General features: G+C 45.6%; 19 protein-coding genes. 3 read left to right on the top strand and 16 right to left on the bottom strand.

The genetic code is table 11. The annotated features are described in order from the left end of the window. Nucleotides 1-11 precede the first annotated feature (11 nt). From HMPREF0999_RS05295 to HMPREF0999_RS05275, 5 genes are all read right to left on the bottom strand, one after another. Nucleotides 12-1,619: a RagB/SusD family nutrient uptake outer membrane protein gene (locus tag HMPREF0999_RS05295; RefSeq protein ID WP_005859529.1), complete on the bottom strand. Its 1,608-nt coding sequence runs from the start codon at nucleotides 1,617-1,619 to the stop codon at nucleotides 12-14. Between the two features lie 12 nt (nucleotides 1,620-1,631). Beyond that, nucleotides 1,632-4,901, bottom strand: a complete 3,270-nt coding sequence (locus tag HMPREF0999_RS05290) for a SusC/RagA family TonB-linked outer membrane protein (protein WP_008779179.1) — start codon at nucleotides 4,899-4,901, stop codon at nucleotides 1,632-1,634. A gap of 284 nt (nucleotides 4,902-5,185) precedes the next feature. Further along, nucleotides 5,186-6,448 carry an LVIVD repeat-containing protein gene (locus tag HMPREF0999_RS05285; protein WP_009275363.1) on the bottom strand — a complete coding sequence of 421 codons (1,263 nt, stop codon included), beginning with the start codon at nucleotides 6,446-6,448 and terminating at the stop codon, nucleotides 5,186-5,188. A 20-nt stretch (nucleotides 6,449-6,468) separates the two neighbouring features. After that, the gene (locus HMPREF0999_RS05280; protein ID WP_009275362.1) at nucleotides 6,469-7,851 is read right to left on the bottom strand and encodes a porin family protein; all 1,383 of its coding nucleotides are present in this window, start codon (nucleotides 7,849-7,851) and stop codon (nucleotides 6,469-6,471) included. After that, nucleotides 7,838-8,389, bottom strand: coding sequence for an RNA polymerase sigma factor (locus HMPREF0999_RS05275; protein ID WP_008772825.1), 552 nt, complete (start codon nucleotides 8,387-8,389; stop codon nucleotides 7,838-7,840). Before HMPREF0999_RS05275 ends, HMPREF0999_RS05280 begins: the two co-directional genes overlap by 14 nt. Nucleotides 8,390-8,490: 101 nt before the next feature. Here HMPREF0999_RS05275 and HMPREF0999_RS05270 point away from each other — a divergent pair, with 101 nt between their 5' ends. Beyond that, nucleotides 8,491-9,309: a hypothetical protein gene (locus HMPREF0999_RS05270; protein ID WP_005859539.1), complete on the top strand. Its 819-nt coding sequence runs from the start codon at nucleotides 8,491-8,493 to the stop codon at nucleotides 9,307-9,309. Here HMPREF0999_RS05270 and HMPREF0999_RS23135 read toward each other — a convergent pair. The 10 genes from HMPREF0999_RS23135 to HMPREF0999_RS05225 all read right to left on the bottom strand — a co-directional run bounded on the left by HMPREF0999_RS23135 (nucleotide 9,262) and on the right by HMPREF0999_RS05225 (nucleotide 20,967). Further along, complete coding sequence (locus HMPREF0999_RS23135) at nucleotides 9,262-9,561, bottom strand: DUF4249 family protein (RefSeq protein WP_255349030.1); 300 nt, start codon at nucleotides 9,559-9,561, stop codon at nucleotides 9,262-9,264. The two genes, HMPREF0999_RS05270 and HMPREF0999_RS23135, sit on opposite strands and share 48 nt — an antisense overlap. Before the next feature lie 68 nt (nucleotides 9,562-9,629). Continuing rightward, a complete protein-coding gene (locus tag HMPREF0999_RS23130; RefSeq protein ID WP_009275360.1) occupies nucleotides 9,630-10,373 on the bottom strand; it encodes a DUF4249 domain-containing protein in 744 nt (247 codons plus the stop codon). Nucleotides 10,374-10,377: 4 nt separating this feature from the next. Further along, a complete protein-coding gene (locus HMPREF0999_RS05260; RefSeq protein ID WP_010182289.1) occupies nucleotides 10,378-13,134 on the bottom strand; it encodes a TonB-dependent receptor in 2,757 nt (918 codons plus the stop codon). Between the two features lie 84 nt (nucleotides 13,135-13,218). Further along, complete coding sequence (locus HMPREF0999_RS05255) at nucleotides 13,219-14,256, bottom strand: DUF4249 domain-containing protein (protein WP_009275358.1); 1,038 nt, start codon at nucleotides 14,254-14,256, stop codon at nucleotides 13,219-13,221. Nucleotides 14,257-14,259: 3 nt separating this feature from the next. After that, on the bottom strand, nucleotides 14,260-16,908 hold the full coding sequence (locus tag HMPREF0999_RS05250) for a TonB-dependent receptor (protein ID WP_009275357.1): 2,649 nt from the start codon (nucleotides 16,906-16,908) through the stop codon (nucleotides 14,260-14,262). A 14-nt stretch (nucleotides 16,909-16,922) separates the two neighbouring features. Further along, the gene (locus HMPREF0999_RS05245) at nucleotides 16,923-17,768 is read right to left on the bottom strand and encodes a FecR family protein (RefSeq protein ID WP_009275356.1); all 846 of its coding nucleotides are present in this window, start codon (nucleotides 17,766-17,768) and stop codon (nucleotides 16,923-16,925) included. A gap of 201 nt (nucleotides 17,769-17,969) precedes the next feature. Next, nucleotides 17,970-18,779 (bottom strand): porin family protein, encoded by an 810-nt coding sequence (locus HMPREF0999_RS05240; protein WP_009275355.1) that lies wholly within the window; start codon nucleotides 18,777-18,779, stop codon nucleotides 17,970-17,972. An 88-nt stretch (nucleotides 18,780-18,867) separates the two neighbouring features. Next, nucleotides 18,868-19,380, bottom strand: a complete 513-nt coding sequence (locus HMPREF0999_RS05235; protein ID WP_009275354.1) for an RNA polymerase sigma-70 factor — start codon at nucleotides 19,378-19,380, stop codon at nucleotides 18,868-18,870. Nucleotides 19,381-19,529: 149 nt separating this feature from the next. Further along, nucleotides 19,530-20,582: a tryptophan--tRNA ligase gene (trpS, locus tag HMPREF0999_RS05230; protein ID WP_005859555.1), complete on the bottom strand. Its 1,053-nt coding sequence runs from the start codon at nucleotides 20,580-20,582 to the stop codon at nucleotides 19,530-19,532. Nucleotides 20,583-20,664: 82 nt separating this feature from the next. Beyond that, nucleotides 20,665-20,967, bottom strand: a complete 303-nt coding sequence (locus tag HMPREF0999_RS05225) for a PAAR domain-containing protein (protein WP_009016867.1) — start codon at nucleotides 20,965-20,967, stop codon at nucleotides 20,665-20,667. A gap of 99 nt (nucleotides 20,968-21,066) precedes the next feature. On the opposite strand from HMPREF0999_RS05225, the gene HMPREF0999_RS05220 reads away from it, so the two are divergent. Both HMPREF0999_RS05220 and HMPREF0999_RS05215 read left to right on the top strand, forming a co-directional pair. After that, nucleotides 21,067-22,008 carry a DMT family transporter gene (locus HMPREF0999_RS05220; RefSeq protein ID WP_005859559.1) on the top strand — a complete coding sequence of 314 codons (942 nt, stop codon included), beginning with the start codon at nucleotides 21,067-21,069 and terminating at the stop codon, nucleotides 22,006-22,008. Between the two features lie 129 nt (nucleotides 22,009-22,137). After that, nucleotides 22,138-23,400, top strand: a complete 1,263-nt coding sequence (locus HMPREF0999_RS05215; protein WP_009275353.1) for a DUF4933 domain-containing protein — start codon at nucleotides 22,138-22,140, stop codon at nucleotides 23,398-23,400. A gap of 7 nt (nucleotides 23,401-23,407) precedes the next feature. Here the strand turns inward: HMPREF0999_RS05215 and HMPREF0999_RS05210 are convergent, their stop codons facing one another. After that, nucleotides 23,408-24,580 carry an ATP-binding protein gene (locus HMPREF0999_RS05210; protein ID WP_009016865.1) on the bottom strand — a complete coding sequence of 391 codons (1,173 nt, stop codon included), beginning with the start codon at nucleotides 24,578-24,580 and terminating at the stop codon, nucleotides 23,408-23,410. Nucleotides 24,581-25,231 lie beyond the last annotated feature (651 nt).

Below are 25,231 nucleotides of genomic sequence, written 5' to 3'. Positions count from 1 at the left end.
ATTTATTTACTTTATGGATTCGGTTCGCAAAGCGGATTCAGTTGAGTCTCCTTATCAGGAATAGCCCATTGCCAATCCCTATGTCCGGCCGGACGATATCTGTTCCCGTTACCCGTCACCGTTCCATCTCCATACATATTGTAATTAGAAGCTTCTGGATCCACCACTTTAGGCATTGCGTCTTTGTTCCAATATTCAATCAAACCATTCGGGAAAACCTCAGGACGAGGAGCCGGTCCACGGTCCAAATCCATATTCAAACGTTTCAAGTCGAACCAACGGAAACCTTCCCCCCAAAGCTCTATGCGACGTTGAGTCATCACCTCTTCTATCAAGTTTTCGCCCGTTTTCGTAGACAATGTATACTCCGGATCCCGATGACTTGCCAGCGGATAAAGAGCCTGAGCCGCTTTGCCTGGCTCCCCAGCACGTGCATATCCCTCCGCCATGATCAACATCATCTCCGGCAAGCGCATGAAAGGAACATCCCGGCCACCTTTCGTCGTAGGATCCGATACGATAAACTTATTGGCCATATAATTAGCATACGCTTTACTGTTACACTCCGCCCGGATCGGTCGCGGAAGAGTATTGGGATCGGTCGCCCTCGGAAACCAAATTCCTTTACGCACATCGGTATCACTGATCTTGTCGTATAACTTATTATAAATCGCACGAGGGGTATTGCCATTATACGAAATGATCTCATTCGACATATATCCATGGAAGTGAGTCAAGTTCGGAGCTTGCTGCAACAAAGGATTCGATCCCCACAACCATTCTGTATTTGATTGATCGCTAAAACGATCATTCAATGTCGTATAGGTATCATCTTGCAATTTGGCTCCTGATAGATCAACGACCAATTTAGCCATTTCAGCCGCTTCCAACCATTTACCTTGCGTCAATAAGATACGAGCCTTCAAACCGCGAGCCACGTGCAAATCAATATGCGACTTATTAGTCCGTTTCTCCTCCGTAGCACCCAATAATTGGATCGCCAAGTCGATATCCTCATTGATCTGCGTATACACCTCCTCTACAGAAGCTCTCGCTCTCGGCTCCGTTGAGTTATCGTTACGAATTACCACACCCAATTGCGTGTTATCGCCCTCTGCCTTATAACGGCCGCCATACATCTGTACCATCGTGAAATAGGCGAAAGCCCGGTAAAAATGGGCTTGCCCCTTGATATAATTCCTCTCGCTCTCCAAACCTTCCGCAGCATCGATATTATCGATAATCATACTACTGTTAGAGATAAAATATTGCAACAAGCGATAAAAATGGGTCGCACTACCGATCGTCGCATTCCGATGGCTCGACCATTGAGCCTGCTTTTGGAACTGCGCATTGCTGTACGTATATACCAAATCATCCCCCATCACCTCATACCAAATCATCAACATATCGTAACCGCCATAAAAAGCCGAACTAGACAGATCACCCGTCCACATCAATTTATGCAAGCCATTTACAGCCAACATAGCCGATTGGGTATCATTGAACACTGCTTGCTCATCCACCGTTTGTGTGGAAGTTGTCTCCAAAAAATCCTCCTTGCAGCCATTGAATAATACCACAAGAGATAGCAACACTACTATATATATATTTTTCATATTGAACATGATTTAAAAAGTAAGATTCAAACCAAAAGTAAATACTCTCGCAGGCAAATAAACATCCGCATTACCACTATATCCTGAGAATATGTTTGAACGAGGGAAAATACCTTTTCGTTTCGTCAGCAAGAATAGATTCTCTCCTGACGCATATACCCGGAGTCCTTGCATGGAAACCTTCTCCAGCCATTGCTTCGGCAGATCATAGCTCAAAGTAGCGGAAGCCAACTCCAACATATTCGAGCTGATCAACCAACGAGTAGAAGTTCCCGCATTCATATTCGTATCTGCGAAATCCTCGATGCGAGGCACATTCGTGACATCGCCCGGTTTCTGCCAACGATTCAAGATATCCACATGCTTGTTGGAAGTCAAGGATGCGGATCCTGAAGGCTGTGTCATCAAATCAGAATATCCTACATCATACATCTTGCCACCTAGCTGGAAGTTAAACAACAGGCTTAAAGAAAGATTCTTCCAAGATACGTTCGTATTAAGACCTCCCGATACCTTCGGTGTAGATTCTCCGGCCCAATCATAAATGGCCTCATTCACGTTAGTCGTATATGTTTTTCCATCCACCTCTACCAGGTCGACAGACTCCACCGTCAGTTCCGGATCCGGCACATAGATAGAGTTTCCGGTAGCAGGATCTACTCCCGCCCACTGGCGAAGATAAAACTCATAGCGCGAATGTCCCTCTTCCACCCGATGTACTCCGCTGTTATAAGGTTCTACCGGCAAAGAGGTAATCCGATTTTTCAACCATGTAGCGTTAATTCCCACAGACCACGTCCAATCCTTCGTCTGGATGATTCTTCCGTTCAAATCAACTTCCACACCTCGATTGTACATCGTACCTGCATTCTTATATGCGCTGGTAGTACCCGTATCCGGTGCTTGCGGGATCGAGAACAATAAGTTGCTGGAACGGCGATCGAAATACTCTACACTACCCGACAAACGGCTTTTAAACAACTCAAACTCTAACGCCACATCGCCATTGCGAGACACCTCCCATTGCAAATCCTTATTACGAACGACACGTTGCTGGATATAACCGGCCTCCAATCCGTTCATGGCCTGCTCGTAAGCCGCTTGCCACGCATAGTAGCTACCGATGGCATCATTACCCACCTCACCGTAAGCGACACGCAACTTCAGCAAATCGATGAAATCAAGATCTTCCATGAAACGCTCCTCGTCAATACGCCAACCAGCTCCTACCGAGAAGAATGTACCCCAACGGGAATCCTTGTAAAAGCGGGAGGATCCGTCGCGGCGCACGGATGCAGAAAGGAAATAACGGCTGTTATAGTCATAGTTCGCACGGGCAAGGAATCCCTCCGTCTTGTAGGTATTCGTATAAGAGTCTTGCTCGTCCGGCACCGAATAATTGCTGAACTCAAAGTTGCCATTATGGATGGTCTGGTTTTGCATGGAGCCTTTCAGGTAATTGTACTCATAATCATAACTCTCATGTCCTAATAAGACATCGACATGGTGATTGCCGAAATTCTTTGTATAGGAGAGCAATTGGTTGAACGTCCAAGTTGTCTCAAACGAAACGGTCTTCGTGCTTGACCCCACCTCAGTCTTCTCCGGATAATAGATACTGGCCGAATGCCCTAAACGAGAGCTTGTTCCCACGGCTCCGTTCACCGTAAACTTGAAATCATTCAAGAAACGGATCTCCGCATACAATTTCGCGTTCAATTGATTCCGCTTGTATCCGTTGCTGATATTTTGCAACTCAATAGCCGGGTTATTACCAGAGATATACGCACGCGAAGGCGCTTCCACACCCTCCTCGATCGTATAGGCCTGACCGAAGTCGTACACTTTATTACCATTGGCATCCAGCACATATTCTTTGGTACGAGGATCGTGTACATGGATCGGATAGATCGGTCCGATATAGCGAGTGAATCGGAAAGGGTTGTTGTTATTTCCCGAAGCTTGCGACTGCTGCCCTTCCGCCTTGCTGATATTCCCGGAGAGCGTACCGCCAATCTTCAAGAACGAGGTGATCTGCGAGTTAACATTCGTATTCAAGGTATATCGGTCAAACTTCGATCCGATGATATAACCACCTTCCGTCAGATAACCGGCGGAAAGATAATAATCCGACTTATTATTACCTCCGCTCACGCTCACGCCTATATCCGTACGGCTGCCCGTGCGCTGGATAGCGTCTTCCCAATCGGTATCATCCGCCCACATGAACGTAGCGTTCGGGTTAAGCACACCGTTCGCATCCACGACCTGATCGTCCGGCACGTTAAACGGATTGAAGCCCAGCGTTCCCGAAATCAAGTTTTGAGCGGCTGCCATTCCCGCTTGCTCTGGTGACGCACCACCACTTATCAACTGGTTGCGTGCGCTCTCCCAATATACTTTCAAATAATCATTCACGCCCAATCGTTCATAATCCTGACTTTGCCGATTCGTGAATCCTTGGTTGATTTTCACATTCACCGACATACGATCCTTACTACCCGTCTTGGTGGTTATCAGGATAACACCATTACCACCTCGTGCGCCGTACAGAGCCGCAGATGAAGCATCTTTCAAGACAGACATACTCTCTATATCACTGGGATTGATACTACTGATACTCTGATCGTAGGGCATACCGTTAAGTATAATCAAAGGGGTATTCGTCGCAGAAATAGAGCCCAATCCGCGAATATAGATATCCGAATCTGAACCGGGCTGACCACTGGCTGAGGCTACTTGCACACCCGGCGTAGATCCTAGTAAGGCTGAAGTTGCCGATGTAACAGGACGAGCCTCTATCTTCTCTGACTTCAGCAAACTGGCAGATCCAGTAAACGTACTTTTCTTAGCCGTACCATAAGCCACGACCATCACCTCATCCAATGTTTCCGAATCATCCTCCAGAAGTATCATCATCTCTGATTTGATCGGAAGCGTTTGCGAAGTCATGCCAACAAAAGATACGGTAAGCGTACGGGCATTTGCCGGCAAGTTGTCCAATGAGAAACGTCCCTCCACATCTGTAATTGTACCGATTGTTGTACCTGTCACAACAATATTAGCACCAATGACCGGCTCGTTATCAACTCTTTGCAAAACACGTCCTGCAACTTTCCGGGATTGTTGTTCAATGCCATTTAAATAAGAAGTAGGCAAAGCCTCGGCAGAAACACTACCTGCCACTGAAAAAGCCAATAAAAAATGAGCTAAAAGCACGTTTTTAAAAGTCAAACAACGAATGCATCCTTTTAGTCCGTGCATATTGTCAAAAAGATTCATAATAATAGTTTTAGATTTTAATTTATCAAACACAATAACATCCGCAAGATCAGAATAAATATTATAACATCAAAGTAGGAAGCTCATTTTATTTACATTCTCGTATAAATAACACATAAAAAGTAGCGAATTTTCGTGAACGTATTCCATAGAAACAAGCCTGCTATTCGGCGGTATCGTACTGATGGTTACGTTACTGACCGTAAGCAGGCATAGTTATAAAGCGGCACCTCGTAATCCCGTAAATGCCTTACAAAGCAAATAGTGAAGAGGAATATTAAACTCTATTCGCCCATTGGCAATTTACTTAACTGAGATATTGCCTGTAAATTGGAATAATCGTATTGGTAAAGGCCATCATCGGCGATCATCATCAAGGTATTCCTAAAAGGGATTACATCGTAACCCTCCATACCTGCATAATGAACAAGCTGATTAGCCAGCAAGGTCATAGGATCTTTCGCATTGAAGACCTTTAACCCTTCGTCACAGAGGAATAAAGTACCGTTATCGATACCTAATCCTTTCGGACATTTCATGCCATAAGTAACCAGCAGGTTCGGTTGGTCCACATCACTTACATCTATGAGCATCAGTTCATTGGTATTTTGCCCGCAAGTATTTCCGGAATGCACGGTCACATACGCTAAGTCATCCTCCACGACAACCGGATCACAACCAAAGACATGACTTACGGAAGAACGATACTTAGGCGCTAACGGATCTTCCAGCGAATAGATCAACATGCCGGTCGGAGTTCCCATGAACATCTTATCTTTATAGTTGAAAAGAGTCTCGACATCACGTTGCAACCAAATGTCGTTTGTCGTCAAGACAGGCTTGTCTCCAGACAGGTCGAAAACACACATGATATTCTGTTCTACCGTATATAAGTACTTACCATAAATAGAAAAACGAGCCATAGATCCGTTCACGCCCTGCGTGGAAGTACCCGGCGCCGCATCGTTCGCCATCAGATCACCGCCATAACTCGGATAATGGTAAATGGTTTCCTCCCGTTCCTTCGGCTCCCAACCAACCACGACACCTTTCGCTCTCGCTTCTTCCGAATAACACATATTATAATCGAACCCATAGCCATTCTCTATGGTCGGAAGCGCATAACGGAAAGCGTTCTCCACACGACCTTCCAATTCAGGTCTCTCCGGATCGGAGATATCGAACCAGACCAGATCCACATACGAATCCGCATACAATTTATCATCCTTGATCGAGAGATCCTCGTTACCGATCAATTCTACAAAGCCCACTATCCGGGGAGATGCCGGATTCCTGTTATCCACGATATGGATGCCCTTATCCGGGGAAGAAATATACAGGTAATCCTTATAGAAACAGATCTTACCCCGCTTGGTGATTGGCACCACCTCATCCGTCACCTTCACTGAATTCCGAAACTCGGAGATCGACATGAATACCGGTTCGTTGATAGCATACCGCACGACCTCCACTCGCACTCCATCATCCTTGCATCCCATTAAGACGCAAAGGCTAAAGGCAAACGCCCAATAAAAAAGTTTCCGCATAATTATAATAGATTTAATCATTAAAAAGCATATCGTATACCTGCGCTCAACCCAAATCCCAACGGCTTGTCCGTACGGATACTAGCCGGTTGATCACAGTCAAAATAATGGGAGAAGCGAGGCTCGAAATAGAGGCTCCAATCCCCATAAAAACGATAAGCAGCACCGACCGAGGCATTCACGGACCATTGCATACCATGGATATCCTCCTTTTTGCTCTTGGAGATAGTCGTTCCGTTTCCGGCGATATAGCCACTATACACGGCCTGCAAGCCCTTCTCCATCATAAAGCCTCCGGAGAGATAGACATTCCATCGCTGATTCTTCCATAAATAAACCACCAGATTCAAGGGAATACCCAGATAATGCAAAGACGATTTCACCTCTGACGGGCAATCCCCTCCCCTCTTGAATGTAGTGGATAAATACGTATACATCAATCCACTTTCCACGGCTATACGCCGGCTCAAATCCTTCCGTACCGTAAAACCGAATGATATCGGAAGGGAGTAGCTAACGTCCGGATAAGATTCGAACGAACGATTATCCAAGAAGTTCTCATCCACCTTAGAACTCCGTAATACCGGGGCATTACGGAATGAGACCGTTTGGGGAGGCGTATTACCACTCTCCTTTTCATCATCGTCTTTATCCGGCTTATCCGGATCGGGGCTTCCTGCCGAATTATTCATATCTCCCGGAGAAGAAGCATCGCCATAACTCATATCCGTATTTAAAAAGCTATCTACATAACCACTAGAGCCAACGGCGGCGGCCAATAACCACTTGTTCCGTTTACTCTTCTTGGCTTTCTTTTTCAAAGAGGCTTTTCGTCGGGGACTCCGTTCGCCTTCCGGTAGAGGAACCGTAGAGTCACCTCGCTTAACGACTATGTCCGTCGAATCCTCGGACGCATCCTCCTTCACAGACGGTTCTTCTACGATAGCCGCAATCGCATCCTTCTCAATAATCTCGATAGTCTCACACTTCTCATCCTCCCGGATCGTTTCCTTTTCCCCGACAATAGCGGAAAGCTTAGCCTTTTTTTCCCATTTCAGCACTTTCGCTATACGTTTCTTTACAGGCTCTACAGGTAAAACGGGATGCTCCGGAAGAATATTCATTTCCTCCGCTTTCTCCGATATCTCTTTCTGAAAGGGGCTCAATTCCTCCAATGGCATCTTCTCCGGGGAAGGTAGCAGCCAAATAACCAAGGCCAGCACTGCGGCGGCGGCCAAGCCTCTCGTCCACAACCAACCCCGTGATCTCGCTCTTCGGTTCATCCGGGCCTCCACCTCATCCCAGCCGCCAGCATCTACCGGCAACCGGTGCTCTTCCAAGCGCTGCCGCATATAGCCGCTGAAATCATCCAGCCGTTCGTTATGATCCTTATCGTCCCGCATTTTCATGCCTTATTAAAGATTGTACACTCTTTTGCAAAGCGTTCCTCGCCCGGATAAACTGGGAACGGGAAGTCGCCTCCTGTACATGCAGCATCTCGGCGATCTCGCTATGCGTATATCCCTCTATCGCATATAAGTTGAAGACCGTACGATATCCCGGCGGCAATTGGGCCACGCAAGCCAACAAGTCATCCGCCGATAAACGGTCCAATACGGAATAGTTGATATCTTCCAAACTGTCGTCATAGCCGTCCAGGCCTACACTTAGCCTCGTGTTCTCTGAAGACCGGAGATATTCAAGAGCCGTAGTGACAAAGATCCGCCGTATCCATCCCCCGAAAGCCCCGGAGCCGGAATACGACCGGATCTTCGTAAATATCTTCACGAACCCGTCCTGCAGAAGATCACGGGCCGTCTCCCTGTCACCCACGTAACGCATGCAAACACTCATCATAGCAGGAGCATATTGCTCGTACAATTCCTTACGAGCCCATGATTCGCCTCGCATACATCCATCGATTAACAGTTGTTCATCCATAAGTACTTATGCTCTCTATTATATGGATGAAATAGGTATCCTAAAAGTTGCATCTTATTCAAAAAAAAGTTACCTTCACATCAAAAATAGGAGGAGAGTGTATGAGACGAGGATTATTTATATTCATGGCATGGATATGTGTCGTTGGAATTCAGGCACAGTCTGACTTTTCGTTTATTTTAAATAAAGAAGGTAAAATCATCGTCCTGCCTAAAAACAAGACGTATGAGTTGAACATCCCGAAAGCCTCTTATAAGACATTTACCCCTGCGGGGACACGGGATATCGATATTAAACTGCGGGAGTTCACGCCCGATATTCCCCATACGTCCCTACAAGAGCGTCCGATGGATATGCAGATATCTTCCGCCGCCTATCAGCCGTTCTTTAACGTATATACCCCGATGCTTCGGGAGGTATCGCCTATGGCGTTGGATTTCAATGAGACTTATATGAAACGGCTAAACGAAAGTTTCGATCTTATCGCTAACGGTGTTCAATATACATGGCCGGGAGTCGGAGGCATGACGATCATGAACGGGGGTATTTCTTGGCACAGCGGCAATTGGAGTCTTTATGGCGGAGGATTCGGTGGTCGTTTCTTTAGTCCCTTCAACCCTAGTCCCGGAATAACAGCCGGCGCAAACGTACAAGTGGAATATCAACCTACGGACTGGTTGAAACTGAAAGGATGGGGACAATACGCTTATTACGCCGACGAGTACAACAATCCCCATATGCTTAGGAATCCCTTTTTCTATCATACCCAAGTGGGCGGCTCAATGGAGTTCAAGGTTACTGATAATTTCTGGATGGGAGCCGGTATCAACTATGAATACAACCCGGTACGACGGAAGATGGAACCACAGTTCCTAGTCTATCCCGTCTTCAAATCGGGCCGCTTCAAGATTGGAATGTGAGGAAGACGCTATTTCCGTCTCAAACATTCCTACATGGCAACTGCCTAGGATACCGACACCACCGTCTATATTGCTAAATACACGGATCGGTTCGGCCAGACCGCCATCGATCAAAAGGTTCGAAACTGAATCCGTGTCTTTATCTTGCAAAACTTTCAGATATCGATAGTATTCCGCCGAGATAGCATATAGGTGTACCCGTAGGTGCTTGGGTGGAATCGGAAGGAAATCTTCCTCATTTAGATCTTCCATCCCTATCGAATCCGGGACTACTTTTAGCGGGTATGATCCATAATAAGGTTCATAATAATACTCATCCGTTAAGTGCAAGGTATATTCTGCCCGTTTATTAACTCATCAGAAAAGACCTTTCCATCATACCCATACATCCAGTCATTGCCAAAGATTTGATCCAAGGCCGTCAACGATTGGCCAAAAACAGGTTCAGTCGCATAGTTTGGACTCACCGAGAACCATTTATATTCTCCTGTATATTCCTTAGCTATTCCATCAAAAACAGGAATGCCCTCTTCCATACGAAGTAAATAATAATTCTCCTCGGCAGGGTTATCTTTGAGCGTTACCTGATAAATCGCATTCTGGTGAGAACCGAAAGAACCAGCTACCGTGGCATAGGTTACCCCCGCTTTCAAGACCCGGGCGGGCGCTGGCATGACTGTCTCGGCGCTTGCCACACCATATTCCGGATAAGAAGCTTCCACACGGATACGATCCCCTTTCACCGGTATAAAATCAGACTTAAAATACCCTTTCGTGTTAAATGCCTCATCCCCCTCCTGAAAGCTCATACGCTCTTTAAAAGCGCCATTCACGAATAAATTCACCTCGGCTTTATCCAAAGTCACGTTCGGATGATCATCCGTGAAAAACCAAGTACGGGAGACACTTACGGTTAAGGGTTCGCCGGTTATAGCGACACAGTTCACCACCAAAGTGGGATCCGGCCGTAAGGATTCAAGATCGATCTCCTTGATGCAAGACATCAAACCAAACAGGCTTACTATACAAATCGTATTTATTAAGATACTCTTTATCTGTTTCATCTTCCTAGAATTTATAAGTATATGATATGGAAGGTATGATAGGCATAATACCTATCAACTTAAAACAAGGTTTTGTTTTACCGTTATAGGGAGAAGAAGAACCCGGGACTAAGTTATTCGTTCGTTCCCAGTTATCACTTTTATAGACCATAAACGGATTCATCCGGCTATATACATTATAAATACTGATATTCCAGATGCCCATTCGCCCCTTCTCCTTCGGACGGTAAATATTAAGTCCCAAATCCAGACGATGATAAGCCGGCATCTGGTAATTATTACGACGTGTATACAAATCCACCACTTCCCCGGATGGTTCCCACCAGTTATTCATCTTGTATTGGTTGGAAATAGTAAGCGTACCAGCTTGCTCATAACTCTCCAACGACAAGGTCATGCGATTGCCGGAAGTATACGTCCAAGCAGCTGTCAGCTCCACCTTTTCCGATAGTTTATGCGATACCACGATATTCAGCTTATGCCGGTTATCGTAACGTGCCGGAAAGCGTCGCCCGTTATCGATCTCATCGAAACGCCGATCCGACCATGAAAGCGTATATCCTATCCAACCGGTCGTACGTCCGCTTTCCTTGCGAGCCAAGAACTCCACGCCATACGAACGCCCCTTACCGACCGCCATTTTTTCCTCCCAAGCCGCCGTACCGGGCAAGAAGGAATAGCCGTCTTTATAATCCAACAGGTTCTTCATCCATTTATAATACCCCTCTACCGAGAAACTATAAGAACGCATCAGATTATAATAGAAACCAGCGGAGACTTGATCACTGATTAAAGGTTTCAACTTACGGGTAACAGGCATCCACGCATCCGTCGGCAAATTTATATAACTGTTGCCCAATAAATGGATATATTGCCCCATACGGGCGTATGAGGCTTTGAAGCTAAGATCGTCACGTAGCAACCATCTCAAGGAAGCGCGAGGCTCCAATAAGGTATAAGCCTTCCGCTCCACATTGAACAGGCTAAACCGAATCCCCGCATTCAAACGCAAGCTAGGTAAGACATTCCAATCATCCTCTCCAAAGATAGCCGCCTCACGGGCCCATAGCAGATCATTTGTATATATTTTCCCTATATTCGAAAACTCCAGCATACCGGAACCGGCTGCTTTCACCTCATTATACTCCGGGCGGAAACGGTGCATCAAGAAATCCCCTCCAAAACGAATCACATGCGACGTAGAAGGCGTGTAATCAAAAGAGGAACGGACGCCCATATCCAAGATAGAGGTAGAACTACTCGTTTCCGATGAAGAAGAGAGATAATTATCTTCTCCTTCCACACCATAATTATATTCTTTTGAACTCCGTACATTCGAGCGATACCGTGAAAAGACCCCGGAAACCCGTCCGAACAAACGGTTATTGAAGACATAAGTCCAGCCCAAGGTTCCCATCAAATTACCCCAACGCAGCGATGAATGGGTACCATCCGTATAAGGGACTTGCTCTTCTTCTGTTGAGAAATCCGTTCCCCCTCCTTTTAATACATCATTCCCGTTATATAAGCTGAAAAACATCCGGCTGCGATCGCTGAAACGATGATTAAGCTTTAAATTCAAATCGTGAAAAGCATAACGAAGATTTATTTTATGACCGTCTTTTCGAACCTTATTTGCTATCGCTATCGCTGGGGCAGAGAGTACATCCAGCCACGAGCGTCTAAGCGCTATCTGAAAAGCCGTGCGATCCTTGATGATAGGGCCTTCCAAGCTCAGATTACCGGAGATCAGCCCGATCGTAGCGCTACCATGGTACTCTTTCATATTGCCCTCTTTGGTATGGACATCTACCACAGACGAGAGTCGCCCGCCATATCTCGCAGGGAAACCCGCCTTGAAAAAGTCCAGATTACGGATCGCCTCCGGATTGAAAGCGGAGAATAGCCCGCCGACATGATTGATCTGGTAAACCGGATTACCGTCTATCAAAAACAGATTTCCATCTTGGTCGCCGCCACGAACATATAAACCGGCCAGTCCCTCTGTCCCACTGGCTACACCCGGAGTCAGTTGCAAGGTCTTCACGATATCGGACTCACCAAACAGGGTCGGTGTCGCCTTGATCGTCTTCTGGCTAAACTCCATCGTTCCCATCAAGGTGTTATTTACAGACAAACGATCCCGCTCCGAGGCCGTAACTACCACTTCCTCCAGACGGGCGTTCGGACGCAACTCAATATTTAATATGGTATCCCTATCCAATTCCGTGAAATTAAAGGAACAGCTCTCATAACCAATGTAAGAAGCATGCAAGCGGATATTCCCCGGCGGAAGCGTCAAACTGAAAAAACCATAGCTATTCGTAGCCGAGCCTTTCCGGCTGGCGACCTCATAAACAGAGGCTCCGATCAGAGACTCCGAGGACGCTTGGTCCCTCACGAAGCCGCTGATCGTTACCTGTCTCTGTCTACGCTTCAGAATCACGATCTTTCCACTCACCTTATACACGATCGGATACGACTCGAACAAGCGGGTCAAACAATCCGTCAATGTCTCATCTTTCACTTGGAAACTGATCTTCGGAAGCTCTTTCAACAAAGAAGACTCATACGAGAAGGTCACGCCCGCCTGTCTTTCGATCTCTGACAAGACCTCCGGCAACGAAACCTCCTTCATACGCAACGTAATCCGGGGATCATCCTTCGTCTTGGCTGATTGGGCCAAGAGGTCTGGAACAGGCATAAAAATCATCCAGCAAAAAATGGCCATAAGCCATTTATTCATCCACTCTGTCATCATTCTACTTCATTGAATTCATTTATAAGACAAGATTTCCTAAAATACCCCTATCCGAGAAGGGTCTTTTTCGGCGTAGCCCACTGCCTACTGTACACTGTATCCGTCCCAAGGATTCCAAGAAGGAGGTACCGTATCTCTCCGCATCGTGATACGCAATTTATCCTCTTGATATCCGGCGACAATCCCAAAGCCGTTCTCCACATTCGAATACGTATCGGCAGGCTCTATCAACGCCCCGAAATTCGCGTCGCCGATCGTGATAGAGTAGCCCCGCATAATCTTCATATATCGATAATAATCCTCGGAGATAGACAACAGATGCACATCGTAATGGACTTTCGACGAAAGCGTGTCGCTCTCATACGAATAATCTACCGGAGAAACAGACACACGGAGCGTATTCCCGGAAATCATGTCCTTCCCCGCAAACACCCCCATACAATACCGCCCGTCTATCTGACTCGTGATCGGGCTTCCCTCGAAAGTCTGGAATACCGGATCCTCGTAATATAGGTTAAAATAAGTATAATACCAAAGGTATCCATTCGCACTTTGGTAAGAGGTCACAGTCATGGTACTATCCCCTTTCCGGTAATCCGTCACTTTCTCTATGACTAAACGGTAATAGCCACTACTAGCGGGATTCATCTCGACTGTAAAACGTAAATTACTGGATGAATATGAAGAAGATCGATAGGTAGAAGTGTCCACACCGATAATCTTCACTCCACCGGGAATTAGAGTTTCCCCCGAGACTGGTTCATACCCGTCCGCCTCCGCCTCCATGCGTAAACGGTCTCCCTCACGCACCCGGCAACCGGGCAAAACATATTGCCCCGTATTAAAAACCTCCTCCTTAAAGTCATCATACCGCATCAAACCTTGAAACTCGCCATTGATGTAGACACGAATTTTCGGATCCGGTAAATCGAAATTGGCCACATTATCCATGATAAACCAAGTCTTCGAGACATGGGCACGTACATCCTTCCCGGGACTCACCGAGGCGTTGAGGACGATCCGGTCCGGCAAATCCCCTAAGTTTATTTCCACGTCACGTACACATGAGGCCGCTAGCACCCCATACATCAAGATACATATAGCCAGTAAACTTCTTCCCATAAGCTAAAATTTATAAGTGTAAGAGACCGATGGCATACAATAAAACAAAATCGTCTCCTGCAAAACGACGTCGGAACCACCAGCTTTCAACTCGGTCATGAAAGGGTTCGGCTTCAGATAAGCGTTATATAAGCTTAGGTTCCAAATCCCCATTCGTCCTTTCTTTTTATACCGGTAAAAATTCACCCCTAGATCCAAACGATGGTACGGAGACAGTTGATAATTATTGCGTGCGCTCAAGCCGGGATTCGTATCCATCATCCCTACCACCTCAAAATATCCATGCTCTCTCTGGTAAGAGGGAGAAAGATACTTATATTCCGGCAAACTGATATGATTGCCCGACGCGAATACCCAAGCCGCCGTCAACTCCACCTTCCGGGATAACTTACGAGAAACGACCACATTCACCTTATGCCGGTTGTCGAAGCGAAACGGGAAATGACGCCCCTTATTCACGGAACCATCCGGAAACCACCGATCCGACCAAGAGAGCGTATACCCGATCCATCCGGTTGTCTTCCCATTTGTCTTTTGCGCCATAAACTCCACACCATAGGTCTTACCCTTTCCCAAACCGACCCGGTCTTCCCAACCGGAGAAATGTGTCTCAACCGGCCAATGATCCTTATAATCAATCAAGTTATTCAACCGTTTATAATACCCCTCGATCGAGAAATCATACATCCGTTTCAGATTATAATAAAGCCCGGCAGTAATCTGGTGAGAACTCATCGGAGGGACTTGCTCCGTCACCGGGACCCAAATATCCGTAGGTTGGTTCACATAGGTATTCGATAATAAGTGGACATATTGGTTCATCTTACTGTAGGATATCTTCGCCGATAGATCCGGACGAAGTAAATAACGTGCCGACAAACGAGGCTGAAAAGAATGATAGATCTCATTCTCTACATGAAACAAGGTATACCGCAATCCGGCATTCACCCGCAAGCGATCCGTGACCCGCATCTCATCCTCGGCAAACAAAGAGAACTCATGCCCTTTTATCAAGGAATAATCATACAAAAGCTCATATACGGGATTTACTAACGAATCGTTCACCCAAGACCGTTGCTGGCTATTCTCCGGGCGAAAATTATGATACAGGTAATCCGTGCCCATTCGTATCCGGTGATTCATTGAAGGACTGTAATCCACCGACAAACGTACGCTCAGATCCTCCATCTCCGATTTATAGTAGCTCTCTCGTTTGAACGATTCTTTTCCCTCCTTACCTGCATAAATTTCATATCCCCCCACTTCCTGCCGGATATGAGAACGAAAACGGCTGTAACCCACCATCAAATTACCAAACAGTTTTTGCCCGAACACGTAGTTCCATCCAGCAGAGCCGATCAAGTTTCCCCAACGCCACAGAAACATATCCTCGGAATCCCCATTCTTCTCCTTACTCCCTTGCCTGAAAGCATCTTGCCCCATATAAAAGCTCAGATAGGCACGGCTCCGATCCGAGAAAGAGTGGTTGAGTTTCGCATTAATATCGAAGAAATGATAACCGAAAACATCTTTGATACTACTGTTCTTATTGACTACAGCCAAAGCCGTCCCTGTTATCAAATCCAACCACGTACGACGTACCGAGACATTAAACGAGGAGCGATCCTTAACAATCGGCCCCTCCAGATTGGCCCGTGCGGAAAGCAAACCCACGGAGATATTCCCGTGATACTCCTGCCGATTACCGTCATTCATACGGACATCTACAACCGACGAGAGCCTTCCGCCGTATTCCGCCGGAAAGCTCCCTTTATAAAACCGGGTATTCTTTATCGCATCCGGGTTGAACGCCGAGAAAAACCCCAACAAATGGTTCACATGATAGACCGGATTTCCATCCAGCAGATACAAATTCTCATCGGCCCCGCCCCCACGCACATACAAGCCGGTCATTCCCTCGGTGCCTACCGCCACGCCCGGCAACTGCTGTAAGGTCTTCACCAGATCCGCCTCCCCCAGCAAAGCGGGCATCGACTTCACCCGCTCGGCAGGTACGTCGATCACCCCCGCACGGCTACTCAATATCTCGTAGCGAGGCCGGGTCCCCCGAATAACGACCTCGCCTAACGAGGCCAATGACCTCAACGGGAAGTCGATCATCGTATCCCTTTGCAAATCGATCTCTATCTCCATCGCCTTAAAGCCCACATACGAGGCCCTAAGGCGAACCTTACCGGGTGGAAGTATCAAGCTGTAAAAGCCGTAATTATTAGACATCGTCCCTCCCCTCGAACTTTTCACCAGAACCGAGGCCCCCAACAAACTCTCATACGAGGCTGAATCCCTGACAAATCCGCTGATCGTATATTGACGGGGCTTTCGCTTTAAGATGATATATTGCCCCGTAACCCGATAGATAATCGGTAATGGGGAAAATAAGCGCTTCAAGCAGTACGACAAGGATTCATCCCGGACAGACAGGGAAACCTCTGGCAGCTCTTTCAGCAGAGAAGACTCGTACGAGAAGAACAATCCGGTTTGTTTCTCAAGCTCCATCAATATATCCAACAGGGGAACCTGCCGCATATCCAACGTAACCGTCGGCGTAGGTTCGGGCATCTGCGCATATAGATGTCCCATCCAACCGGGAAGCAAAAGAATCCCTATCAGCCATACAACAATAGATCTCATAAAATGATCTGATTTTATTTCTTCGAAGTGGAAACCAAACGTGCGTCCAATGTCTGGTTAACAACCTGCAATACATCCTCCAAGGGCAGATTATTAAAAGTAGCGGTCAATCTCGCTCCCTCATTCTTTGTCCGGTTCGCGATCTTGACTTGATAATAATCACTCAAGTCCTCAATCACCTTATCCAGCGGCGTCTCCATAAAACGCAGTTGCCCCGTTCTCCAAGCCAACTTGTTCACGTCTTCTTCCGTCACTACCGTTATCTCCTTGTTCTCCACAGAATACTGAGCCGACATTCCAGCGGTAAGTATCACATTCTCCTTTTCCTCCCCGGCGGTAAAACATACCTTGCCGGTAACTACATTGACTTCCGTAACGGTAGGCTTCTCATCTATCTGGAAACTTGTTCCCAACACCGTAACTTCCGTTTGGCTCGTTTTCACTGAGAAAGGGCGTGCCTCATTCCTCGTCACTTGGAAAAAGGCCTTTCCATTCATCTCCACGGCACGCCTCTCTTTATCATATCTCTTCGCGTCATACCGGATCCATGAATCGCCAGCCAAAGCGACCAAGGTACTATCCGGAAGATAAACATCTTTCATTTGTCCGGGGGCGGTAGTAATCGCAACCCAATCCGGGGCGTTTCTCTCTACCGTAAACCATGTTCCCAGACCTACGAGCACTAACACGACAGCGACCGCCCCGATCCAATACCGGCGAAACGAGACCTTCCGGCTAATCGCATGCTCAGAAGCGAACTTCTGCCATGCCTTATCCGGGTCAAGGCTTCCTTCCCGATAGCGTTTCGCTACGAAACGGATGCGTTGTTCCAATTTATTGTCATGCTCGTTATTATTCATAACTATTCCTTCTATTTAATAAGTCCTTCCAGTCTCATACCATTGGAATCCGACATTTGGGGCCTGCCCCTTCTTCAATGGAACTCCCACGCTCATACTCGGCGAGATCCTAGACGATACGCAAGATGAGAAAATCATCATCGACACCGCGAATATAAATACCCACTTTATACAAACCATCGCTTTCATCCTATTTTCTCTTTAAAATGTGTATCCCAAGGTAAAACTAGCCGTATGATAGTTCAGACCTATGTTATAAGCATATCCCTTGTATTGCTTATCTATACCCAGATCATAGCCAACCTTGAAAGCGACCCGTTTCACCTCTATACCAGCCTCTATGGTAGCTCCCCAGTCAAAACGAGGCGCTACCGCATATCCTTGGCCGGGATTAAACGGGTTATATGATATTTCCTTATTATAGGGCAGCTTTCCTTTTAAAGAATAATCACTTTCCTCATACGTCACTTTTCCTCCCAAGCCAACCGCCAAATAGGGACCGACCGCCAAATGTAACCGAACATCCTTACTTACCTGCCAATCGAAACGAGCCAAGATCGGTAATTGGATATATTCACGATGCTCCTTCTGACTGCGATGCCTTATACCTTCTACATCAAAATCCTTAATTCCATAGGTATCATAATAGAAGCCCGTAAAGCCGTAACCATTACCATAACCGTATCCCCACAGATTCAAATAATCACTGGAAACGGGATAGAGAAATATACTCGTACCTTCCCGTCCCCCATATGGACTCTCACTAGTTCCATAAATCTCACTATAAGAAGACAGCCCCTTCCCCCGTCGCACATAGTACAAACCGGATTGAAGCGAGAACCAGCCCGATCCGAATGTATAAGAGACCGCGGCCCCAGCCTTAAAGCCTACCTTAGCGACATCTCCCTTATACTTTGTCACGTTCATACCGGCTTCCGGCGTCACTTTCCATTGCGCTTGGGCCGAGATCACGCACGTCATCAACATCACAAATACCACCAACTTCCTCATACACTCTCCATGCTTTAATGAAATAAACAAGTAACCTTTATCTCTAAGACAGAGAAATATGAAAAACCCCCATTCCTTTCTATAAAAATTATCCGAAAAAGAACATATAAACACGGATAGCGGTCTCTCGCAAAGCTTTCAATGCCTTGCTCATCTGGTTCTCAACCGTTTTTACCGATAAATTCAATTCCTCCGCGATCTCTTGGTATTTCAAGCCATCCCGTTTGGATAACAAGAAAATCTTCTTCCGTTCGGGAGGTAACTGATCGATAGCGTCCCACAGGCGGGCGTCACGCTCCGATCGCAGGATGTCTTCCTCTTCCGAGGTATCTTCTACGTCGGGTAACTGCTCGGTGGCCTCAGCGTTTACGGGTTGTGAGGTAAATGAAAGAGAACGATTCCTCACCGCTTGATATAAATAAGCCTTGAGATTCCCGATCACATTACCAGCCCGGTTCTTATCCCATACATCCGCGAAGGCCTGTTGCACGATATCCTCGGCATCATCCACCTGATCGGTATAACGAAGCGCAAACAAACACAAGGGCTTATATAAACTCTTGAAATGATGTTCAAATTCTTGGGTGGTAATAGCAGCCATACGTTTGTTATCTGTAACTATTCACCACAAAGTAACAACCTTTTCTTTTTAACAAATCGCTTTTCAGGTTCTTTATAATGGTTTTAATAAAAAGAAAGCGTTTAAGGACTTATCCCTAAACGCTTTTTCTTATTTTTAATTAATAAGCATCAATATGGACGAAAACCGATAATCTGGCGTACCTCATTTAAAGTCTTAGAAGCGCTCTCACGAGCTTTCTCCGCACCCATACGGGCTACCTTATCCAGATATTCCGTATTGGCGGCCATATCCAAGATACGCTCACGGATCGGAGCGCAGAACTTATTGATATCCTCGGCCAACTGCTTTTTCATATCGCCGTAACGGATCTCGCAATTGTTGTATTTCTCATTAAAGAAATCATAGGTCTCTTTCTCGGAGACAATTTCCATCATCGTGAATAAATTGGCGATCGGCTCGGGCTTCACGCTATTCGGCTCGGTTGGTCCCGCATCAGAAACCGCTTTCATAACCTTCTTCTTGATTGTTTTCTCATCATCGATCAAGTAGATCGCGTTACCCTCACTCTTACCCATCTTACCGGAGCCATCCAAGCCCGGTACTTTCACGGACTTATTGCCCAAATGGAACGACGCAGGTTCCGGGAAGAAATCTACTCCATAGGTAGAATTGAAACGGCGGGCGAAACGACGAGCCATTTCCATATTCTGCTCTTGATCCTTACCTACAGGAACCTTCAACGCCTTATGGATAATAATATCGGCGGCCATCAAGGTCGGGTAAGTCAACAAACCAGCGCTTACGCTATGTTTATTACCTTCATTAAAAATCTCTTTCTCTACATCGCCTTCACATCCTTCCCGGCTGATATGCAACTGCTGACGGGCCTTATCCTTAAAGGAAGCCGTACGCATCAACTCGCCGATACCGGCGTTCATATTCAAATATAGATACAACTCTACCACCTCCGGCACATCGCTCTGAATATAAATGGTAGCTTTTTCCGGATCGATACCACAAGCCAGATATTCCGAGAGGATCGTCTTTACGCTATTTCGTATATTGTCAGGATGCGGGTGAGTAGTCAACGAATGCCAATCAGCGATAAAGAAGAAGCAATTATACTCATCTTGCATCCGCAAGAAACTCTTTACCGCGCCAAAGTAATTGCCTAGATGCAGATTACCTGTTGGTCTGATTCCACTTACTACTGTTTCCATGTCTTGTTATTTTTAGTTTTCAAGTGGCGGCAAAGATAGTAATATTCTCACAATATACATATATTATATGCCGCAGATCCTCCTAACCACCTATTATAACGGTGGGACATCCCAATACGATTTGCCCTCCGTGAGCTGTCGTATCTCCCATTCTGGCGGCAGGTTTACCGCAGATCATCACGGTGGAAGATCCTTTAATGATCGTATCCGGAGGACCTACGCAAACGCAACTATCCCCCATTACCGCCGCCGGTAGCTTGCCGATTAGAACAGTCGCCGCTCCCGGCCCTACGATAGGACCGCCTACATGGGGTATCGGTGATGGCCAAGCCGGGGTTTGCATAGGACATGTATGCATATCTGTCAATCTTGCTGCTGGAGGCATATTTATTACTTTTTAGTTAACGATTTATTGAAATGATAATCTACAAATATATAATATTTATCATGAATATACTACTTTTGCGCGCTAATATTTTTAATCATGAATGCAAAAGCAAAAGGATATGTTCTAGGGGCTATCGCCGCCGCGACTTATGGAATGAACCCCTTGTTCGCCCTACCCTTGTATAAAGCCGGTATGAATCCGGATTCAGTCCTGTTTTTCAGATATTTATTCGCGATCCCGGTATTGGGTATCATGATCAAAGCGAGAGGGCGGAACTTTAAGTTGAAACCCAACGAGATCGTTCCTTTAATCCTCATGGGGCTGTTGGTTTCCTTCTCTTCCCTAGCGTTATTCCAAAGCTATAATTATATGGAAGCAGGCATCGCCTCGACTTTGCTGTTTGTCTATCCGATCTTAGTGGCGCTGATCATGGCGTTTGTCTTCAAGGAGAAATTAACGTTACAAACTATCTTTTGTATCTTGCTGGCATTAGGCGGTATCGGCTTACTTTATAAAAGTGGCGACGGAACGACTCTTAGTTTAACCGGTGTCCTGTTGGTCATGGCTTCCGCTCTTTCCTATGCTATTTATATCGTAGGCGCGAATCGTCCGCTATTGAAGAATATCGCTACGTTGAAACTTACGTTCTATGTCTTGCTTTTCGGAATGACCTTGTTTTTAGTCCGTATAGATTTCGGCAGGAGCCTTCACATTGTCCATGATTGGTATTTATGGGGTAACCTGATCGCTCTAGCCATATTCCCAACCGCTATCTCTTTCCTTTGCACGACACTGGCGGTCCAATATATCGGCTCCACCCCGACGGCTATCCTCGGAGCTTTGGAACCGTTGACCGCCGTATTCTTCGGAGTGACTGTCTTCGGTGAATCATTAACGTTACGATTGTGTTGCGGAATCATCCTGATCATCCTAGCCGTTACCCTCATTATCGCAGGAAGTAACGTAACAAGCCACCTAGTTCGTTTTCGAAAGCTTTTCCCAAGGCTTCCGCTTAAGAAAAAGAACGCTAAATCATAAAATCATATACAGGCATCATTTCTAGATACTATTCTACGGGGCTATCGCAAATCTATGATAAATTCGTAAAATCATTTGTTACAATCAATTATTTTACATATGTTTGCGAGAAACAATACGTATCCAATCATGATCACCAAGTTCTCAACATGCTTATTGTTCCTTGCATTGCTCTTGAATAGTTGCCAACAAAGGAATCAACCCACCTCTCCCCAATATGAAGCGGAGTATAATCGTTCGACAACTCCGGCCCTCATTGATATAGAAAAGGCGCTGGACCATCCAGCGATGTTGAAACTGAGTCAAATAGCCTCTAAGCTGGAATATTATAATGTTGGAGACGCTCGTTACACGGTAACACAAGCGATCGCTATTCCGGATAGCGACGCTTTTATCACATTCAATAACCCACGTATTTATTATCGTAAGCAAGGCATTCCCAGCAAACGATATGGATTTAAGGCCTTGGATTATAAATGGAACCATGGGATGAACGGCCTTAATCTATTTTACGACAAGAAAACAACCCGTATGTACTGCGCCTTGAGCGGCCTCGACCAAGACAATAAAAAAGATTCGACCACATTCAACGATATAAGGCCATGTATCGGGGAATTACCCACATTAGATACGATGCTGACCATTCAGAATTATATATTCCCCGAAAACCTGCCTACCAAATATTCGATAAATGCGGATGCCAGTCAAATAGTAGGCTTCTCCTCCTCGGGATATATGCTTTGTGATTACGCGGAAGGCTCTAAAATCCCGAAAGGAATAACGACATTCAACCTTCGAGGAGATACGCTTTGCAAATTCATCCTTGCGGATGCCAAAGATATTAACGTCTCTCCGGATACGATCACCCGGTTTCAAACCTTTTATTGGAATACGGATCAAGACCGAATAAATTTCTTGATTCCTTATCGAGATACGGTATACCAGCTTTCAAGTTCCCACTCGATCACCCCTTTATATGCGCTTCATAAAGACAATCAAGATAAACCGACCGGTCTTCGTTCTTTCTTGGAGAATCCGAATGGGCTATTTATGGGAGTCTTTCAAAAAGGTTCTCCCGCCATCTATAATTGGCTGGGATGGCTGGACGATTACAAACCGGTTATCACCCATCGAGTAGTCTATCTCAAGAAAGAGAAGAAAACATACGCCTTACCCAAAAGCTCCGGAGGATTTATCAATGATATAGATGATGGACTTCCGTTCTGGCCAGACGGACAAACCGATGACTGTGTTTATATGATTCGTACCGTCACCGAAATGCGTGAGACCGTTAAACGCACAGGCTCCTCCCGCCAAAAAGACCTGATCAAATTCTTAGACGATCCTAAAGTGTTCGAGAGGGATTATGTAATGATCGTGGCAAGACCTTGATGGATATTCAATAGATAAAGCCAAACATCCATAAAGGAATCATATTGCGGAAAGCATACTCTATGTCATCTTTCACCACATACCCATCCGCCGCTTGCTTGATCTGTTGCCGCATCTTATTCTTTCCCCCAATCTCAAAGGTTCGGCCATCTATCTCAAAGTCTGAAATCGCAGAAGAAGTAACGAAGCATACGACTCGCATCCAAGATAGAAAAACCGTCTCACGCACGGAACCGATATCCGGTACCTGCTCCGACAACGCATAAGCCAGATTCGTATTATTCAGATAGATCTTCTCTACTTTCTCCAATAATTTCAAGCCCTGCGCTTTTTCTCGCAGTAAATTAACCAGACCTGCCTTCTCCAAATAACTCATGTAGTCGGGCAACACATTCCGGCTGATATCCAAATCTCTCGCCAACTTCGTATAATTTGGTTTGAAAGGGACACTTTGAGCTAATACATATAATAATTTCTTCAACTTTACGGCAGAAGCCACCGTCATATCCGCAAAAATCGGAATATCAGATTCCACCATTTGGTTAATCACGCTACGCAGACGCAAGAGATATTCCGTATCTTGAAAAAATGGATAATAACCTGTCGATAAATAATCATTAAATAATTTGAGTGGACGAGCTTCCTTATAAGGGAACTCAACCTTCCCAGCAAGAATCTCTTCCAACGAATACGATGGAAGCTGCCACCCCTGCGATATATTCAAATATTCCCGAAAAGAAAGTCCGGGTAATCTATACTCTACCTTCCTGCGACTTAAATCCGCACCACCTTTCTCCAGATCAAGAATAGACGAACCTGTATAGATAACTTGAAGACCAGGAATTTGATCGTATATATTCTTCACCTCCCTAGACCAATCTTTGTATTTATGAATCTCGTCAATATAAAGTTTTTTCCCACCCAGATTATAAAATTGATAAGCCATGTCGAATAACCGATACTTGGTAAAATAGAAATCATCTGCCGTAACATACAAAGACTCATCCTCACGATCATACAATTTGATATGCTGCAACAATAGGGTAGTCTTCCCAACACCACGAGCACCTAAAATCGCAACCAATCGGCTATCCCATGCGATCTGATCGTGAAGAAAGCGCACGACTTCTGTCGAAGTATGCTCTAATTGAGTTCTAAAGGAACGAAATAAGGTCTCCATATCGATTCATGTTTAAAGGACAAATATACAAAATTGCACATCGTATCGTGCAATTTTCATACAAAATTGCACATCGTATCGTGCAATTTCCTTTATATAGGTTGACCATGTTCTATCCTATTGATGAACGAGGTTTACCCGGACAAAAATAATTAACATTGTTTGCACAAATTCATTCAACTCACGATATAAATAGGTGACCTTAGATTGGCAATCCTAAGAGCAATACTGACTTGGCTAAGTAATATATACTGACTTGCCCGACACAGTATATATTACTTAGCCAAGTCAGTACTACTGCCGATAGCAAGCTCATCACACAAATAAACCATCAAATGAACGTTGAAATGGAGAATTTACTCTCCCGAAACGATCTTTAGTGAATATCCTTTACCCCGAGCACTCTCTATCACCAAACCCGGAATAGGAGACAAATCCTCTTTAAGCCTTTTAGCCGTAACGGTAAGATGCACGAAAAGTACTATCTAATGATAATATCTGAAGTGCCCCCCCTGTATAAGAAAAACAAAAATCATCCCCAAGTTCTTTGATACGCCGATCTGTATCCTCTTGGACTACCTGTTGAAATGATAGCAATACAAATACATAACTTTATGCCAACAAACCCTCATTTTTTGTCTGTCAGCTAAA

The organism is Parabacteroides sp. D25 (assembly GCF_000307475.1).
Lineage (GTDB): Bacteria > Bacteroidota > Bacteroidia > Bacteroidales > Tannerellaceae > Parabacteroides > Parabacteroides distasonis.
Note: the sequence above shows the minus strand (reverse complement) of the source record. Positions and strands in the feature narration are given on the sequence as shown.

What these genes read in the sequence shown, in the direction of transcription:
- trpS (WP_005859555.1), bottom strand. Translation starts at nt 20,582, where the DNA reads ATGGAAACAGTAGTAAGTGGAATCAGACCAACAGGTAATCTGCATCTA.
- HMPREF0999_RS05255 (WP_009275358.1), bottom strand. Translation starts at nt 14,256, where the DNA reads ATGGGAAGAAGTTTACTGGCTATATGTATCTTGATGTATGGGGTGCTA.
- HMPREF0999_RS05275 (WP_008772825.1), bottom strand. Translation starts at nt 8,389, where the DNA reads ATGGATGAACAACTGTTAATCGATGGATGTATGCGAGGCGAATCATGG.
- HMPREF0999_RS05240 (WP_009275355.1), bottom strand. Translation starts at nt 18,779, where the DNA reads ATGAGGAAGTTGGTGGTATTTGTGATGTTGATGACGTGCGTGATCTCG.
- HMPREF0999_RS05235 (WP_009275354.1), bottom strand. Translation starts at nt 19,380, where the DNA reads ATGGCTGCTATTACCACCCAAGAATTTGAACATCATTTCAAGAGTTTA.
- HMPREF0999_RS05270 (WP_005859539.1), top strand. Translation starts at nt 8,491, where the DNA reads ATGAGACGAGGATTATTTATATTCATGGCATGGATATGTGTCGTTGGA.
- HMPREF0999_RS05225 (WP_009016867.1), bottom strand. Translation starts at nt 20,967, where the DNA reads ATGCCTCCAGCAGCAAGATTGACAGATATGCATACATGTCCTATGCAA.
- HMPREF0999_RS05245 (WP_009275356.1), bottom strand. Translation starts at nt 17,768, where the DNA reads ATGAATAATAACGAGCATGACAATAAATTGGAACAACGCATCCGTTTC.
- HMPREF0999_RS05295 (WP_005859529.1), bottom strand. Translation starts at nt 1,619, where the DNA reads ATGAAAAATATATATATAGTAGTGTTGCTATCTCTTGTGGTATTATTC.
- HMPREF0999_RS05260 (WP_010182289.1), bottom strand. Translation starts at nt 13,134, where the DNA reads ATGATGACAGAGTGGATGAATAAATGGCTTATGGCCATTTTTTGCTGG.
- HMPREF0999_RS05290 (WP_008779179.1), bottom strand. Translation starts at nt 4,901, where the DNA reads ATGAATCTTTTTGACAATATGCACGGACTAAAAGGATGCATTCGTTGT.
- HMPREF0999_RS23135 (WP_255349030.1), bottom strand. Translation starts at nt 9,561, where the DNA reads ATGGAAGATCTAAATGAGGAAGATTTCCTTCCGATTCCACCCAAGCAC.
- HMPREF0999_RS05210 (WP_009016865.1), bottom strand. Translation starts at nt 24,580, where the DNA reads ATGGAGACCTTATTTCGTTCCTTTAGAACTCAATTAGAGCATACTTCG.
- HMPREF0999_RS05250 (WP_009275357.1), bottom strand. Translation starts at nt 16,908, where the DNA reads ATGAGATCTATTGTTGTATGGCTGATAGGGATTCTTTTGCTTCCCGGT.
- HMPREF0999_RS23130 (WP_009275360.1), bottom strand. Translation starts at nt 10,373, where the DNA reads ATGAAACAGATAAAGAGTATCTTAATAAATACGATTTGTATAGTAAGC.
- HMPREF0999_RS05280 (WP_009275362.1), bottom strand. Translation starts at nt 7,851, where the DNA reads ATGCGGGACGATAAGGATCATAACGAACGGCTGGATGATTTCAGCGGC.
- HMPREF0999_RS05285 (WP_009275363.1), bottom strand. Translation starts at nt 6,448, where the DNA reads ATGCGGAAACTTTTTTATTGGGCGTTTGCCTTTAGCCTTTGCGTCTTA.
- HMPREF0999_RS05220 (WP_005859559.1), top strand. Translation starts at nt 21,067, where the DNA reads ATGAATGCAAAAGCAAAAGGATATGTTCTAGGGGCTATCGCCGCCGCG.
- HMPREF0999_RS05215 (WP_009275353.1), top strand. Translation starts at nt 22,138, where the DNA reads ATGATCACCAAGTTCTCAACATGCTTATTGTTCCTTGCATTGCTCTTG.